This window comes from Amycolatopsis sp. cg13 (assembly GCF_041346965.1).
Classification (GTDB): domain Bacteria; phylum Actinomycetota; class Actinomycetes; order Mycobacteriales; family Pseudonocardiaceae; genus Amycolatopsis.
The window spans coordinates 1,945,802-1,958,458 of record NZ_CP166848.1 but is presented as its reverse complement, the minus strand read 5'-3'; the positions used below and the strand labels follow the sequence as shown (position 1 = coordinate 1,958,458).

Annotated in this window: 14 protein-coding genes; 12 read left to right on the top strand and 2 right to left on the bottom strand. The window is 73.9% G+C overall.

Translation table 11 applies throughout. The annotated features are described in order from the left end of the window. Window positions 1–118: 118 nt before the first annotated feature. The 11 genes from AB5I40_RS08715 (at window position 119) to AB5I40_RS08665 (ending at window position 9,199) form a co-directional block, all read left to right on the top strand. Window positions 119–931, top strand: coding sequence for a universal stress protein (locus AB5I40_RS08715; RefSeq protein WP_370937927.1), 813 nt, complete (start codon window positions 119–121; stop codon window positions 929–931). 157 nt (window positions 932–1,088) lie between these two features. Further along, the gene (locus AB5I40_RS08710; RefSeq protein WP_370937926.1) at window positions 1,089–1,490 is read left to right on the top strand and encodes an Hsp20/alpha crystallin family protein; all 402 of its coding nucleotides are present in this window, start codon (window positions 1,089–1,091) and stop codon (window positions 1,488–1,490) included. 59 nt (window positions 1,491–1,549) lie between these two features. Further along, the gene (locus AB5I40_RS08705) at window positions 1,550–2,038 is read left to right on the top strand and encodes a universal stress protein (RefSeq protein ID WP_370937925.1); all 489 of its coding nucleotides are present in this window, start codon (window positions 1,550–1,552) and stop codon (window positions 2,036–2,038) included. 10 nt (window positions 2,039–2,048) lie between these two features. After that, window positions 2,049–2,720 (top strand): CBS domain-containing protein, encoded by a 672-nt coding sequence (locus tag AB5I40_RS08700; RefSeq protein WP_370937924.1) that lies wholly within the window; start codon window positions 2,049–2,051, stop codon window positions 2,718–2,720. A 334-nt stretch (window positions 2,721–3,054) separates the two neighbouring features. After that, a complete protein-coding gene (locus AB5I40_RS08695; RefSeq protein ID WP_370937923.1) occupies window positions 3,055–3,861 on the top strand; it encodes a universal stress protein in 807 nt (268 codons plus the stop codon). A gap of 15 nt (window positions 3,862–3,876) precedes the next feature. After that, window positions 3,877–4,440 carry a CBS domain-containing protein gene (locus AB5I40_RS08690; protein ID WP_370937922.1) on the top strand — a complete coding sequence of 188 codons (564 nt, stop codon included), beginning with the start codon at window positions 3,877–3,879 and terminating at the stop codon, window positions 4,438–4,440. A 24-nt stretch (window positions 4,441–4,464) separates the two neighbouring features. Continuing rightward, window positions 4,465–4,755, top strand: a complete 291-nt coding sequence (locus AB5I40_RS08685) for a DUF1918 domain-containing protein (protein ID WP_370937921.1) — start codon at window positions 4,465–4,467, stop codon at window positions 4,753–4,755. 70 nt (window positions 4,756–4,825) lie between these two features. Next, window positions 4,826–5,434, top strand: coding sequence for an HPP family protein (locus AB5I40_RS08680; protein ID WP_370937920.1), 609 nt, complete (start codon window positions 4,826–4,828; stop codon window positions 5,432–5,434). Further along, window positions 5,431–6,309, top strand: coding sequence for a universal stress protein (locus AB5I40_RS08675; protein WP_370937919.1), 879 nt, complete (start codon window positions 5,431–5,433; stop codon window positions 6,307–6,309). The genes AB5I40_RS08680 and AB5I40_RS08675 overlap by 4 nt, the downstream gene beginning before the upstream one ends. 436 nt (window positions 6,310–6,745) lie before the next feature. Continuing rightward, the gene (locus AB5I40_RS08670) at window positions 6,746–8,461 is read left to right on the top strand and encodes a GAF domain-containing protein (protein WP_370937918.1); all 1,716 of its coding nucleotides are present in this window, start codon (window positions 6,746–6,748) and stop codon (window positions 8,459–8,461) included. An 87-nt stretch (window positions 8,462–8,548) separates the two neighbouring features. Next, window positions 8,549–9,199, top strand: coding sequence for a response regulator transcription factor (locus AB5I40_RS08665; RefSeq protein WP_354742693.1), 651 nt, complete (start codon window positions 8,549–8,551; stop codon window positions 9,197–9,199). Here AB5I40_RS08665 and AB5I40_RS08660 read toward each other — a convergent pair. Then, a complete protein-coding gene (locus tag AB5I40_RS08660) occupies window positions 9,196–10,176 on the bottom strand; it encodes a hypothetical protein (RefSeq protein WP_370937917.1) in 981 nt (326 codons plus the stop codon). The two genes, AB5I40_RS08665 and AB5I40_RS08660, sit on opposite strands and share 4 nt — an antisense overlap. 136 nt (window positions 10,177–10,312) lie before the next feature. Between AB5I40_RS08660 and AB5I40_RS08655 the strand changes: the two genes are divergently transcribed. Further along, on the top strand, window positions 10,313–12,031 hold the full coding sequence (locus AB5I40_RS08655; RefSeq protein WP_370937916.1) for a GAF domain-containing sensor histidine kinase: 1,719 nt from the start codon (window positions 10,313–10,315) through the stop codon (window positions 12,029–12,031). 56 nt (window positions 12,032–12,087) lie between these two features. Here AB5I40_RS08655 and AB5I40_RS08650 read toward each other — a convergent pair whose 3' ends face one another. Further along, window positions 12,088–12,402, bottom strand: a complete 315-nt coding sequence (locus AB5I40_RS08650) for a dsRBD fold-containing protein (RefSeq protein ID WP_370937915.1) — start codon at window positions 12,400–12,402, stop codon at window positions 12,088–12,090. Between the last annotated feature and the right edge of the window lie 255 nt (window positions 12,403–12,657).

The window sequence follows — 12,657 nt, the reverse complement described above, 5'->3', positions numbered from 1 at the left end:
AGCGGAAGGCCCCCGCATCGGGGGCTGCCCGCAGCCGGCCCGCCGAGCGCGGCAAGCACGGCGCCGCGCTCTGCCGGCGAGCGAGAGAACGATGTGCGGGCAAGGAGAACCGGGAGCGATGGCGGTGAGCCGGCCGGTGGTCGTCGGCGTGGACGGGTCCACGGCCGCGCTCGCGGCGGTCCGCTGGGCGGCGGTCGAGGCCGGGCGGCGCGGGACCGGGCTCGTGGTGTTCCACGCCGAGTTGTGCGACGACCCGGACCTCCTGCCGCACGGGAAACCGCCCGGCGACGCCGAACTCCTGATGGAGCCCGCGCGCCGGTTGCTGCGCCAGGCGGCGGAAACCGCCCGCCAGGCCGCGCCCGCGGTCCCGGTGCGGATGTGCGTCCGGCTCGGGACCGCGGCCGAACTGCTCGCCGCGCTGTCGGACGAGGCCGGGCTGCTCGTGCTGGGCGCGCACGGGCTCGGCGGGGCGCGCGGCGGCGCGATCGGGTCGGTGGCGCTGCGGGCGGCCGCGTCCGCGCGCTGTCCGGTCGTGGTGATCCGGGGCAGCGCGGTGGTGAACGGCCCGGTGGTGGTCGGCCTCGACGATTCCGACGGCGGCGAACGCGCACTCGCTTTCGCCTTCGACGCCGCCGTTTCGCGCGGCGCCGGGCTCGAGGCGGTGCACGCGTGGCACGACGGCCGCCCTGGCCGGGAAGCCGGATTGCGGGAGCAGGTGGCCGCGTGGTCTCGCAAGCATCCGGTCGTGCCGGTGCGCGTGCATGTGGTGCGGGTCCGTTCGGCGGCGCGGGCGCTGTCCGGGATTTCCGCCGGTGCGCAGCTGATCGTCGCCGGGGCCAGGGCGCGCGGCCCGGTGGCGGGCGGGCTGCTCGGTTCGACGGGGTATTGGCTGCTGGCGCACGCGGCGTGCCCGGTCGCGGTGGCCCGCTGAGCCGAGTCCTCTGTGGACAGTAGGCCGGGGCCGGGGGCGCGGGCCCGCCCGGTCTGTGACTTTCGTCCTCCGGCTTCGGGCAGTCCGGCAGCGTCGCGGCGGCGGGCGGACGCGGTTTCCTGAAGGGGCGACACCGTTCCCGAGAGAGGAGTGCGCAATGACGTCACTGTTGCCCGGTTCCCGGATGGCGCTGCCGAACATCGCCGCCTGGCTCGACCGGCCGTGGCCGTTCGCCGACCACAACCCGGTGCGCATCGAGGAGTCCACCGACGGCGGGACCTACACCGTCCGCGCCGAACTGCCGGGGTTCGACCCGGAGAAGCACATTTCCGTGACGACGCACGACGGCATGCTGACCGTCGAGGCGGACCGCGAGGAGTGCAAGCACCTCGACGGCCGCAGCGAATTCTCCTACGGCAGGTTCAGCCGCACGGTCCACCTGCCTGCGGGGGCGGTGACGGCCGAGGTGACCGCGCGCTACACCGACGGCATCCTCGAGATCTCCATGCCGCTGGCCGGGCAGCCGCACGAGAACCGGATCAAGATCGAGGTCGAGTAGGCCGACCGCTTGGTCCACTGTGGATGGTCAGGGCACCGGCCGGACGTGAGGAGCGAACCATGACCGCCGCGAACGAACGCGAGATCGTCGTCGGTGCGGACGGCTCGGCGGGCAGCGCCGCCGCGGTGCGGTGGGCGCTGTCCGAGGCGGCGGCGAGCGGCCGGACGGTCGCGGTGCTGCGCGCCTGGACCTTCGACCCGCTCGCCGACCTGGAGTCGGCGGTCGCGCGTTCGTACGAGGAGATCGCGTCCCGGTACCGGCACGAACTGGACGCGGCAGTCGCGAGGGCCCGCCCCGGCGCGGATCTGGCCGGGGTGCGGACCGGCGCGATCGACGGGGCGCCCGGCCCGGCGCTGGTCCGCGCTTCCGCGGGCGCGGCGATGCTGGTGCTGGGCAGCCACGGGCACAGCCGGGTGGTGCACCTGCTGGTCGGCTCGGTTTCCGAGTACTGCCTGCGGCAGGCGCACTGCCCGGTGGTCATCGTCCCGGCCCGCACGGCCGGAGAACGCGGGCCGCTGCCGGCCGCTCGCCCCGATCCCTTGCTGTGAGGAGCCCGAGATGAAGAGAACCCGCCAGATCCGCGCGGTGATGACGGCCGACGTCGCCGTGGTCGAGCCGCACCTGCCGGTCGAAGCCGCCGTCGCCGTGCTGGAGCGGCGGGGCGTGCGCGGCGCGCCGGTGGTCGGCGAAGACGGCCGGGTTGTCGGCGTCGTCACGCGCGGCGATTTGGCGAGGAGGCGTCCCGGCCGCAGCTTCGGACGCCTCGGCTGGCGCAAGGCCGGTGCGGTGGCCGAGGCGATGTCGACGCCGCCGGTGACCGTCGGAGTGGACGACGACGTCGTGTGCGCGGTCCGGCGGATGAACGCCAGCCGGGTGCACCGCCTGCCCGTGCTCGGCGCCGGCCACCGGCTGGCCGGGATCGTCTCGCACGGCGACCTCGGACGGGTTTTCCTGCGGCCGGACGACGAGATCCGGGACGAGGTGCGCGACGAGGTCCTGGACCGCGAGCTGTGCGTCGATCCGGCGTCGCTGGACATCGCGGTGCGCGACGGCGTCGTGTGGCTCACCGGCACGGTCGAGCGCCGCAGCATCGTGCCGGTGATCCCGGTGATGCTGGCGCTCGTCGGCCGCGTGGACGGCGTGGTGGCGGTGAAGGAGCATTTGCGAGTGGGAGTGGACGCCCGGATCGTCCTGGCCGACGAACCGGCCGCGGGAGGTGTGCCCGGGTGACCCCCCGTTCCCCGTCGCCCGACGGGAAGAGCGGCCACTGTCCTCTGCGGACGGTGGCCGTTTCCCGTTCCTGGCAGCGATCCGCGGCCGCGCCCGTCCGTCGAGGCACGGCGAACTGTCGACAGTGGAACATGCCCGGTCCCGCCGTCGTCGCGTGGCCGCCGGAAGCGATCCGCCCTGGAACGGTCCCCGGCGCGGAGACCCCCCCCGGACCGCTCCGCCGGAGATGCGCTTTCGTCCCTGCGGGAAGGGACTTCGGCCCCTGACGGGCTCCTCCCGGATGGGCCACCGTGGACCGGATTGCCGGAACAGGCGGCGGGAAGGGGAGGCGGCGGTGTCCCGGAAGAAGCCCGGCCGCGCGGTGCTGGTCGGGGTCGACGAGTCGGAGGCCTCGCTCGCGGCGGTCCGCTGGGCGGCCGCCGAAGCGCTGCGCCGCGACTGCCAGCTGCAGCTGTTCCAAGCGGGAACCGCGGCCGCGGAGCAAGAAGCGCGCGAGCGGTTCGCCCGCGCGCACCGATGGCTGAGCCGTGCCGCGCAAGTCGCGCAGGAGACGGCTCCGGAAGTGGCGACCCAGCCGGTCCTGCGGGCCGGGTTGGCGGTGGACCTGCTTGTCGAGAGGTCGCGTTCGGTGTCGCTGGTGGTGCTCGGTTCGCACGGGCTCGGCGGGTCGCGCGGGGCGGCGATCGGCTCGGTCGCGTTGCGGGCGGCGGCGAGCACGCATTGCCCGGCGGTCGTCGTGCGCGGGCGCGCGGCACCGGGCGGGGCGGTCGTGGTCGGAGTGGACACCGACGAACGCGTCGGGGAGTTCGCCTTCGAGGCCGCCGCGAACCGGCAGGCGCCGCTCGTCGCGGTGCACGCCTGGCGTTCCGGCGGGCCCGGCCGGGCCGCGGCGGAGGACCGCGCGCTGCGGGAGTGCACCGCCGCGTGGACGGACAAGTACCCGGAGGTCGCGGTGCGGATCCGGGCGGTGCGGGAGCGTTCGCCCGGGCGGGCCCTCCTGGCGGTCGAGGGCGCGCAATTGCTCGTGATCGGCAGCCGCGACCGGAGCCCGGGCACGGGCGGGCTGCTCGGGTCGACCGGGAACCGGCTGCTCGCGCGGGCGGCGTGCCCGGTCGCGGTCGTCCGCGGGGCGTTGCGGTGAGGAGAGGGGAAAGTCTTGCGTGCACGGGACATCATGAGCACGCCGGTGGTCAGTGTCGGTCCGGGTTTCCCGGTCGAGGACGCCGTCGCGCTGTTGGCCGAGCATGCGGTCGCGGCGTTGCCGGTGGTCGATCACGACAATCGGGTGCTGGGGCTTTTCACCGAGACAGACGCGTTGGCTGGTGTCCGGATGGCTGATCCGGGGCTGCGGGTGCGCGCCGTGCTGACCGCGCCGGTCGAGCCGGTGGACCTCGACGCCGACGTCGCGGCGATCGCCGTTCGCATGCTGGCCGACCGGATCCGCAGCGTCCCGGTGACCGACCGCGGCGAACTGGCCGGGATCGTGAGCCGCCGCGATCTGCTCGTTCCGCTGGTCCGCCGGGACGACGCGATCGCGTCCCGGCTGCGCGCGCTGTTGAGCGACTACGCCGGGCACCGGAATCACTGGGAGGTCTCGGTGGCCGGCGGGGCCGTCACGATCCGCGGCACGTTCTCCGGCGAGGCCGAGCGGCGGCTCGTCAAAGCTCTCGCCCTGACCGCGGAAGGCGTTGTCGCGGTGGAGCTTTTCCCGTCGCGGTGATCCGCCCGGACCGAGGAGGAAGCGATGCGCGCACAGCCCGGCGACTGGCTGGTGGTGAAGAGCGTCCGGGCGGAGTTCCCGGACCGGCACGGCCGCATCGTCGCGGTCGGGACCCCGGACGGCGGCCCGCCGTTCACCGTCGCCTGGTTCCTCGGCGGCTACGTCTCGACGATCTACCCCGGCCCGGACGCGGTCGTGCTCACCGAGGCCGAGCGGAACGGCCCTGCGCCGAACGGCGGAGCGGCCCCGCGTCCTCGCCGCGCCGGGAACCGTCCGCGGCGAGGCACTGAGGACGTTGGTCCCTCGCCCCGGTGACTCCGGACCGGCGTGCCCGGTCCGTTCCGTCGCCTACTTTCGAGCCAGTACCAGGGAAAGGACGGGTCTGATGCGCGCACGCGATCTGATGTCCTCGCCTGCGGAGACGGTGCGTCCGTGGACCTCCGCCGACGAGGCCGCGGGGATTCTGTCCGAACGCGGCTTCCCCGCGTTGCCGGTCGTGGACGACGACGGACGGCTCGTCGGCATCGTCACCGAGGCCGACCTCGGCCGCGGCCGTACCCAGGGACAGCCGCCGGCGCGACGGCGCCGTCCGTGCCGCTCCGGCGCGATCGAGACGACCGTCGGCGCGGTGATGACCTCGCCCGTCGCCGGGATGCCGCCGGGGGCCGATCTCGCCGACGTCTGCCGGGAGCTGGTGGACGCGAAGAGCCAGGCGATGCCGATCGTCGAGTCCTCCCACGTCGTCGGGATCGTGACGCGCGGCGACGTGGTCCGCGTGCTCGCCCGCGCCGACACCGCGATCGCGGCGGACGTGCGCCACCGGCTCGAGGTCTACGGCGGGACCGGCCGCTGGAAAGTCGAGGTGCACGAAGGGATCGTGCGCATCACCGATCGTTACGACGACGAAACCGACCGCGACGTCGCGACGCTGCTGGCGCTGGCGGTCCCCGGCGTGGTCGGCGCGGGCCCGGCGAGCGACGGGACGGGCAGATGACCGGCCGGAGCCGCACGGTGCTCGTCGGGATCGGCGGATGGGACGGCGCGGCCGAAGCGGTCCGGTGGGCCGCCCGGCTCGCCGCGGGCCGCGACCTCGAACTGGAGCTCGTGCACTGCCTGCAGACCGCGGTGCCCGCCGGATTCGCCGGGCCCGGCCCGCTTTTCGAGGACGCGCCCTCCGACTGCGGGCTCCTCGCGCCCGGGGCGGAGGAGCTGGCGGCGGACGCGGTCCGCAACGAGGTCTACACCGATTCCGCGCCCGCGCTGCTGATCGACCGGTCCCGGGACGCCCGGATGGTCGTGCTCGGCCGCACCGGGACCGACGGGTTCACCGGCATGCTGGCCGGCGCGGCGACCGCGGCGGTCGTGAGCAACGCGGGCTGCCCGGTGGCGGTGGTCCGCGGCCGCCGCGGCGACGGCCCGGTTCCGCCCGACGGGCCGGTCGCGGTCGGCGTCGACACGAGCCCGAACAGCGAGGCGGCGATCGCGGCGGCGTTCGAGGAGGCCAGTTTCCGGCGGGTTCCGCTGGTCGCGGTGCACGCCTGGGCCGACGTGGTGTGCGACGCGATCGAGCGCACCGCGCGTCCGTTGCCGGAGCGGGAAACCCGCCGCCAGCCGGTCGAGGAACGGCTGCTCGCGCACCGGCTCGACGGCTGGCAGGAGAAGTACCCCGACGTCGAGGTGCGCCGGAAGCTGGTCCGCGACCGGCCGCGGCAGGTGCTGCTCGACGAGTCGGAGCGGGCCCAGCTGATGGTCGTCGGCAGCCGCGGCCGGGGCGGGTTCGCCGGGATGCAGCTCGGGTCGACCGCACAGGCGCTGATCCACCACGCCTCGTGCCCGGTCCTCGTCGTGCGGCCGGAGGCGCGCCGTTGACCGGCCCCGCGCGAACTTCTGGCAAAACGACAACAACCGGGCGAGACGGGGAATGGCCGGACGGCGCAACGGCAATTCCGCCGGGACCGGCCCGAAGATCGGGATTTCCGCCGGAAGAACCATTCCGCCGCCGTTCGCGGCCCGGATCCGGGGCAGGCCGACCACTCCGCTCGGCCTTGCGGCGCACCGCCGTACGCGCCCGCTTCCGCCGGTCGGCCAAGGAATCGCGGCCGCCGGACCGGATGCGGCCGAGACAGTTCCCGGCGCGATTTCCCGGCGGGGCGAGAACCCGGCGCGATCGTTTTCCCGTGCAGCGCCGAAAATCGCCGCCGGCCCCCTTTTCGCGCGCTTGACGGCCGCTCGCACGAGCCGCAAGACTGAATTCCCAGTGGCGCCGCGCGGACGGGACGGCGGCGCCGGACGGGCAGGAGCCGGGGTGAACCAGCGGGACACACCCGAAGAAGCGAGGCTGACGTTCCCCGATCAGCCGAGGACGGAACTGGACCAGCTCCTCGGCGAGCTGGTGGAGCGCGCCCAGGAGGTCATCAGCACGCAGGGCAGGCTGCGCGGGCTGCTGCGCGCGACCCAGTCCATCACCGGCAGCCTCGCGCTGCCGGCGTTGCTGCGCCGGCTCGTGGAGTCCGCGTCCGAACTGGTCGGGGCACGGTACGCGGCGCTGGGCGTGATCGGGCCGGACGGGCGGCTGACCGAGTTCGTGCACACCGGGATGGACGCCGAGGCGGTCGCGCGGATCGGCCGGCTGCCGGAGGGAAAGGGCCTGCTCGGCGCGGTCGTCGAGGACCCGCGCCCGGTGCGGCTGGAGCGGCTGCAGGACGATCCCCGGTCGACCGGGTTCCCCGAGGGGCATCCGCCGATGACGAGCTTCCTCGGCGTCCCGGTCCGGGTGCGCGGCGAGGTGTTCGGCGACCTCTATCTCGCCGAGGCGCGGCACGGCCGGTTCAGCGAGGAAGACGAACAGCTGGCGCTCGCGCTCGCCGCGGCGGCGGGCAGCGCGATCGAGAACGCGCGGCTGTACGAGACCGCGCGGAACCAGCAGGAGTGGCTGCGCGCTTCCGCGGCGGTCACGCGGGAACTGCTGTCGGCGGACCTCGGCGATCCGCTGGGCCGCGTTGTGGACTACGCGCGGGCGCTCGCGTCCGCGGACCTGGTTTCGGTGACCCGCCCGGCGGAACGGGAGGGCTACCTCTTCGTCGAACGCGCGGTCGGCGCGGGCGCGGAGCAGCTGGCGGGCCGGGAACTGCTCACCGAGTCCACTGTGGCCGGCACGGTGTTCGCCCGCGGCGAGCCGAGGATCGGTTCGTGGCCGGACGAGCTGTCCCGGCTGTCGGTGCCGTCCGTGCTGAGCCTGAACCTCGATTCGGTGATGCTGGTGCCGCTCGCCGGAAACGGGACGGTGGCCGGGGTGCTCACCGTCTCCCGGCTGGCCGGGCGCCCGGCGTTCACCGCCGACGACCTGGAGATCGCGGCCTGGTTCGCCGACCAGGCGGCGGTGGCGCTCGAACTCGCGCAGGTGCGGGCCGAACGCGAGGACGCGGCGCTGCACGACGAACGCGACCGGATCGCGGCGCGGCTGCACAGCGAGATCCTGAACCGGCTCTACGCCGCCGGATTGTCGCTGCAGACCACGGCCGGGCTCGCCAAGTCGGCGGTGGTCGCGGCCCGGCTGCGCGAGACGATCGCCGACCTCGACGACGTGATCAACCACGTGCAGCAGACCGTTTTCCGGCTGGACGACGTCGTGGCGCCCGGCCCGGAGCCGATCCGCGACCAGGTGCTGCGGGTGCTGGCGCAGGCACGCGAGGAGCTGGGGCTGGCGGTGTCGACGCGGCTGACCGGGAAACTCGACCCGGTGCCCTCGGACGTCGTGGTGCCGTTGCTCGCCGACGCGCTGCCGCTGGTCGCCCGGCACGCCTCGGCCGACTCGGTGGAGGTCGAGATCCGGGCGGAAGAGACGCAGACGACGGTGACCGTCCGGTACGAGGGCTCGGGCGACCTCGCCGTGTCCGCCGCGCCCGGGCTGGCCGCGCTGGCGGAGCAGGCGAGCCGCCGCGGCGGGACGCTGACGGTGGCGGGCGGTTCCCGGCTGAGCTGGTCCGTGCCGGTGAAAACCCAGCCGCCGCCGGGGGAATGAGGACTTCCGGCCCCGCCGGGACGCGGCGGGCCGCCGTACTCTCGACACTCTCGGCGCACGAACCAGCCCTAGGTGGGAGAAGGACCGATGCTGCGGGTATTCCTGGTGGACGATCACGAGGTGGTCCGGCGCGGGGTCGCCGACCTGCTGGAGGAGGACCCGGAGATCGCCGTGGTCGGCCAGGCGGGCGACGTTTCGCAGGCGCTGGCGCGGATCCCGGCGCTGCGCCCGGACGTCGCGGTGCTCGACGTGCGGCTGCCCGACGGCAACGGCATCGAGCTGGCCCGCGAACTGCGGTCGTGGTCGCCGGACCTGAAATGCCTGATGCTCACCTCCTACACCGACGAACAGGCGATGCTCGACGCGGTGCTGGCCGGAGCCGCCGGGTACGTGATCAAGGACATCAAGGGCCTGGACCTGATCTCGGCGGTCCGGGACGTCGGCGCGGGGAAGTCGCTGCTGGACGCGCACGCGGCGGCCGCGTTGATGGCGAAGCTGCGCGACAGCGCGGAAAAACAGCGGGGGCCGCTGTCGCAGCTGTCCGAACAGGAACGCACGCTGCTGGGGCTGATCGGCGAGGGGCTGACGAACCGGCAGATTTCCGAGCGGATGTTCCTGGCGGAGAAGACGGTGAAAAACTACGTGTCGCGGTTGTTGACGAAGCTCGGCATGGAGCGGCGTACGCAGGCGGCGGTGCTCGCCACGGAGTTGCGGGGGCGTCCGCGTCGGCCGGGTTAGACGCTGAGCGGCGAGGGCGTCACAAGAACGTCCTCCAGCGCCCGTCGAGGAGTCCGCGGCACCGGAGCGCCGTAACCGAGGCGGAGGACGATCTGCGGCCACAGGCCGCCGCCGAGCAAATCGCGGAGGCGGGCCCGGATCGCGGGCACTTCGACCGGCTGGGAGATGAACGAGGCGTCGATTCCGCGGGCGGTGGCGGTCAGCAGGACGCGTTGCATCGCTTGCCCGGCGCGGAGCCGGTCGATCGCCAGGTCCGCGAACGTCCCGACCACCACGACCAGCGGAGCCGCGCCCGGGGCGCGCGAGCCGCCGCCGTAATCGCGCAGGACCCAGGTGTCGTCGGCGGTCACGGCCCCGCCCGCGGCGAACGGGACGCCGTCGCGCCGGTCGCGGCCGCGGCCGGTCCAGCGCTGCCATTCGGACCGGAAGGCCGGGTCCTCCGTCTGGAGCCGGTGGCTTTCGCGGATCAGCTCCTTGAGCCCGGCGAGCTGGTCCTCGTCGAGCCGCGGCAGCCAGGCGTGTTCGACCTCGGCCGCGTGCCGCAGCGCGCCCAGCGCCCCGCCGGGAACCGGCTTGGCGGTGAACGGCGTGCGGTTGGTGTGCCGCAGCGGGATGGCCTCGGCCAGCGAAGCGAGCTTGCGGTCGGTCGCGGCGGCGGCGCGCGGGCGCACGAGGGCGAGCAGGTCGGGATTGCCGCGGCGGGGAAAGTAGCTGATGGCCGGATGAACCCCGGTCGCGTGGATCGCGGCGCGCAGGTTGAACAGGGCGGCTCCGCAGGAAAGCAGCAGTTCGCGCCGGTCCGGGTCGGCGACGGGCAGCGTGCGGTCGGCGTCGGCGTGCACCTCGATGCCCGTCGGGCCGACGCTGAACAGCCAGGGCTGGGTGTTGTGCGTGGACGGCGCCAGCGTCGCGGAGCGCAGCACCGACACCACCTGTTCGGCGCTGAGCAGGCCGGACGGCGCCACCTGAAGGGTCATCCTTCTCCCCGGGACCGCGAAACGCGGGACACTGTGTCGTGCGTGGTTCTTCGCTTCAGCATGCGTCCGCCGGGCGGGGGCGCACAGGGGCGAAAGTCATCTCCTCTGAGAACGCCGAGCGCCGAAAGCAGGTCTGATGCCGGAAACCGGAGAGAGCCCCCGGAAGCTGTCCGGAACCCTGTCGCAGCTGCGGCTGCGGGAGACGCTGCGCGATCTTCAGGAGCGCATCGAGCTTTTGATCGGCACCCGGGACAAAATGGACGGCCTGCTCGAGGCGGTGCTGGCGGTCGCGTCGGGACTCGAACTGGACGCGACGCTGCGGCGGATCGTGCGGGCCGCGGTGGAACTCGGCGAGGCGCACTACGGCGCGCTGGGCGTGCTCGGCGACGACGGCGCGCTGGCCGAGTTCGTGTACCTGGGCATCGACGCGCAGACGCGGGAGCGGATCGGGCACCTTCCCGAGGGCCACGGGCTGCTCGGGCTCGTGATCGACGACGCGAAACCGTTGCGGCTGACCGAGATCTCGGCGCATCCCGCGTCGGTGGGTTTTCCGGCGAACCATCCGCCGATGCACTCGTTCCTCGGCGTGCCGGTGCGCGTGCGGGACGAGGTGTTCGGCAATCTCTACCTCACCGAAAAGAAAGACGGGGCGGAATTCACCGACGACGACGAGGTGATCGTGCAGGCGCTGGCCGCGGCCGCCGGGATCGCGATCGAGAACGCGCACCTGTACGAGCAGACCCGGTTGCGGCAGCGCTGGCTCGGCGCGACCAGCGAGGTGACCACGGAGCTCCTCGGCGGCACGGACCCGGTCGACGCGCTGGAGCTGATCGCGGGCCGGGCGCTGGAGCTGACCGGCTCGGACGTCACGATGCTCGCGCTGCCCGGCACGGGCAGGCTCGACGTCGACGAGGACCGGGACGCCGAACCCGCCGAGCTGACCGTCACCGTGTGCGCGGGCGGCGGCGCCGACCTGACCGGGACCCGGATGCCCGTCGCCGGGTCGGTGCCGGGAGCGGTGTTCCAGGACCGGACCCCGCGCCGGATGGCCGAGCTGAAGCTGTTCGCCGACCGCGGCCGCAGTCCGGCGCTGGTGGTGCCGTTGCGCGCGGGTGACCACACCTCGGGCGTGCTGATCGCCTTGCGGGACCCGGGATCCGCCCTGTTCGAGACCGCGCAGCTGCCGGTGCTGGCGTCGTTCGCGGACCAGGCGGCGCTGGCGTTGCAGCTGGCGGCGCAGCAGCGGGCGGCGCGGGAGCGGGACGTGCTGTCGGATCGGGACCGGATCGCCAGGGACCTGCACGATCATGTGATTCAGCGGCTGTTCGCGGTGGGGCTGGCGATGCAGAGCACGCAGCGGCGGACTAAAACGCCGGAGCTGCAGCGGCGGTTGCAGGAGAGCATCGATCAGATGCACGAGATCGTGCGGGAGATCCGGACCGCGATTTTCGACCTGCACGGCGGCGCGGCGGGGGAGACCCGGCTGCGGAACCGGTTGCACGACGCGATCGCGGAGCTGACCGACGACGCGCCGCTGCATCCGGCGGTCAGCATGGCGGGCCCGCTCGACGCGGTCCCCGCGCAGCTGGCCGAGCATGTGGAAGCGGTCGTGCGGGAGGCAGTGAGCAACGCCGTCCGGCACGCGGACGCGTCGGCGCTGTCGGTTTCCGTCGCGGTCCGGGACGAGGTCGTGCGGATTTCGGTGACCGACGACGGGAAAGGGCTGCCGGAGGACGTTTCGCCGAGCGGGCTGGGGAATCTGCGCGAGCGCGCGGAGTCGGCCGGCGGGACCTTCGCGCTCGGGACGCGTCCGGGCGGGGGTGTGCGGCTGGACTGGTCGGCGCCGCTGAACTGAGGCGGAGCGGCGGAAATCCGGGGTTTCGCGGCGGGCGGGGGAATCCGCGGCGAGGTTCAGGCGGGGAGCGCGTCCGGGCGGTGGTCCCCGGACCGGCTGGCGGGGATCGTCGCGCTGAGCTGGTCCAGCTCGGCGTCGACGTCGACGACGACCGCCTCCAGCAGTTCCTGGGAAAGGTCGCACAACGCCCGTCCGGCGGCGAGATAACCGGCCACGTGCGTGAGCCCGCGTCCCTCCGCCGCGCTGTGCGCGAGACCGACGCCGGAGAATTCGTCCCCGTCGTCGGTCCGCAGCACCGCCCTGGCGCGGGTGTAGTGCACGGTCCGGTCGAACGCGATGGCGAGTGTCCACTGCCGCGGGGTCTCGGTCATGTCAGCTCCGTTCCGGGTTCACCGTCGCAGGCCCCGCCGGGGAAGGAAAGGGCCGGAAGTCCTCTGCGCGCCTTCGTATTCCGCCGTGGGGACCAGCCGCTTTTCACGCCGGGGCCGATCGTGCTGCGCCGGGCGCCGGCCGGGATAGGGCCGGAGGTCACCGCAGCCCCGGCGGACGTCCGCGGCTCCGGGCCGTTCCCGCGTGGCGGATCGCGGGCTCCGATTGTCTACTGTGGACTAATGGCGTGCTGGCAA

Bases quoted from the DNA above. Each gene is read 5' to 3' on its own strand.
- AB5I40_RS08680 (WP_370937920.1), top strand. From the start codon at position 4,826: ATGCGCGCACGCGATCTGATGTCCTCGCCTGCGGAGACGGTGCGTCCG.
- AB5I40_RS08665 (WP_354742693.1), top strand. From the start codon at position 8,549: ATGCTGCGGGTATTCCTGGTGGACGATCACGAGGTGGTCCGGCGCGGG.
- AB5I40_RS08715 (WP_370937927.1), top strand. From the start codon at position 119: ATGGCGGTGAGCCGGCCGGTGGTCGTCGGCGTGGACGGGTCCACGGCC.
- AB5I40_RS08660 (WP_370937917.1), bottom strand. From the start codon at position 10,176: ATGACCCTTCAGGTGGCGCCGTCCGGCCTGCTCAGCGCCGAACAGGTG.
- AB5I40_RS08710 (WP_370937926.1), top strand. From the start codon at position 1,089: ATGACGTCACTGTTGCCCGGTTCCCGGATGGCGCTGCCGAACATCGCC.
- AB5I40_RS08675 (WP_370937919.1), top strand. From the start codon at position 5,431: ATGACCGGCCGGAGCCGCACGGTGCTCGTCGGGATCGGCGGATGGGAC.
- AB5I40_RS08700 (WP_370937924.1), top strand. From the start codon at position 2,049: ATGAAGAGAACCCGCCAGATCCGCGCGGTGATGACGGCCGACGTCGCC.
- AB5I40_RS08685 (WP_370937921.1), top strand. From the start codon at position 4,465: ATGCGCGCACAGCCCGGCGACTGGCTGGTGGTGAAGAGCGTCCGGGCG.
- AB5I40_RS08650 (WP_370937915.1), bottom strand. From the start codon at position 12,402: ATGACCGAGACCCCGCGGCAGTGGACACTCGCCATCGCGTTCGACCGG.
- AB5I40_RS08655 (WP_370937916.1), top strand. From the start codon at position 10,313: ATGCCGGAAACCGGAGAGAGCCCCCGGAAGCTGTCCGGAACCCTGTCG.
- AB5I40_RS08705 (WP_370937925.1), top strand. From the start codon at position 1,550: ATGACCGCCGCGAACGAACGCGAGATCGTCGTCGGTGCGGACGGCTCG.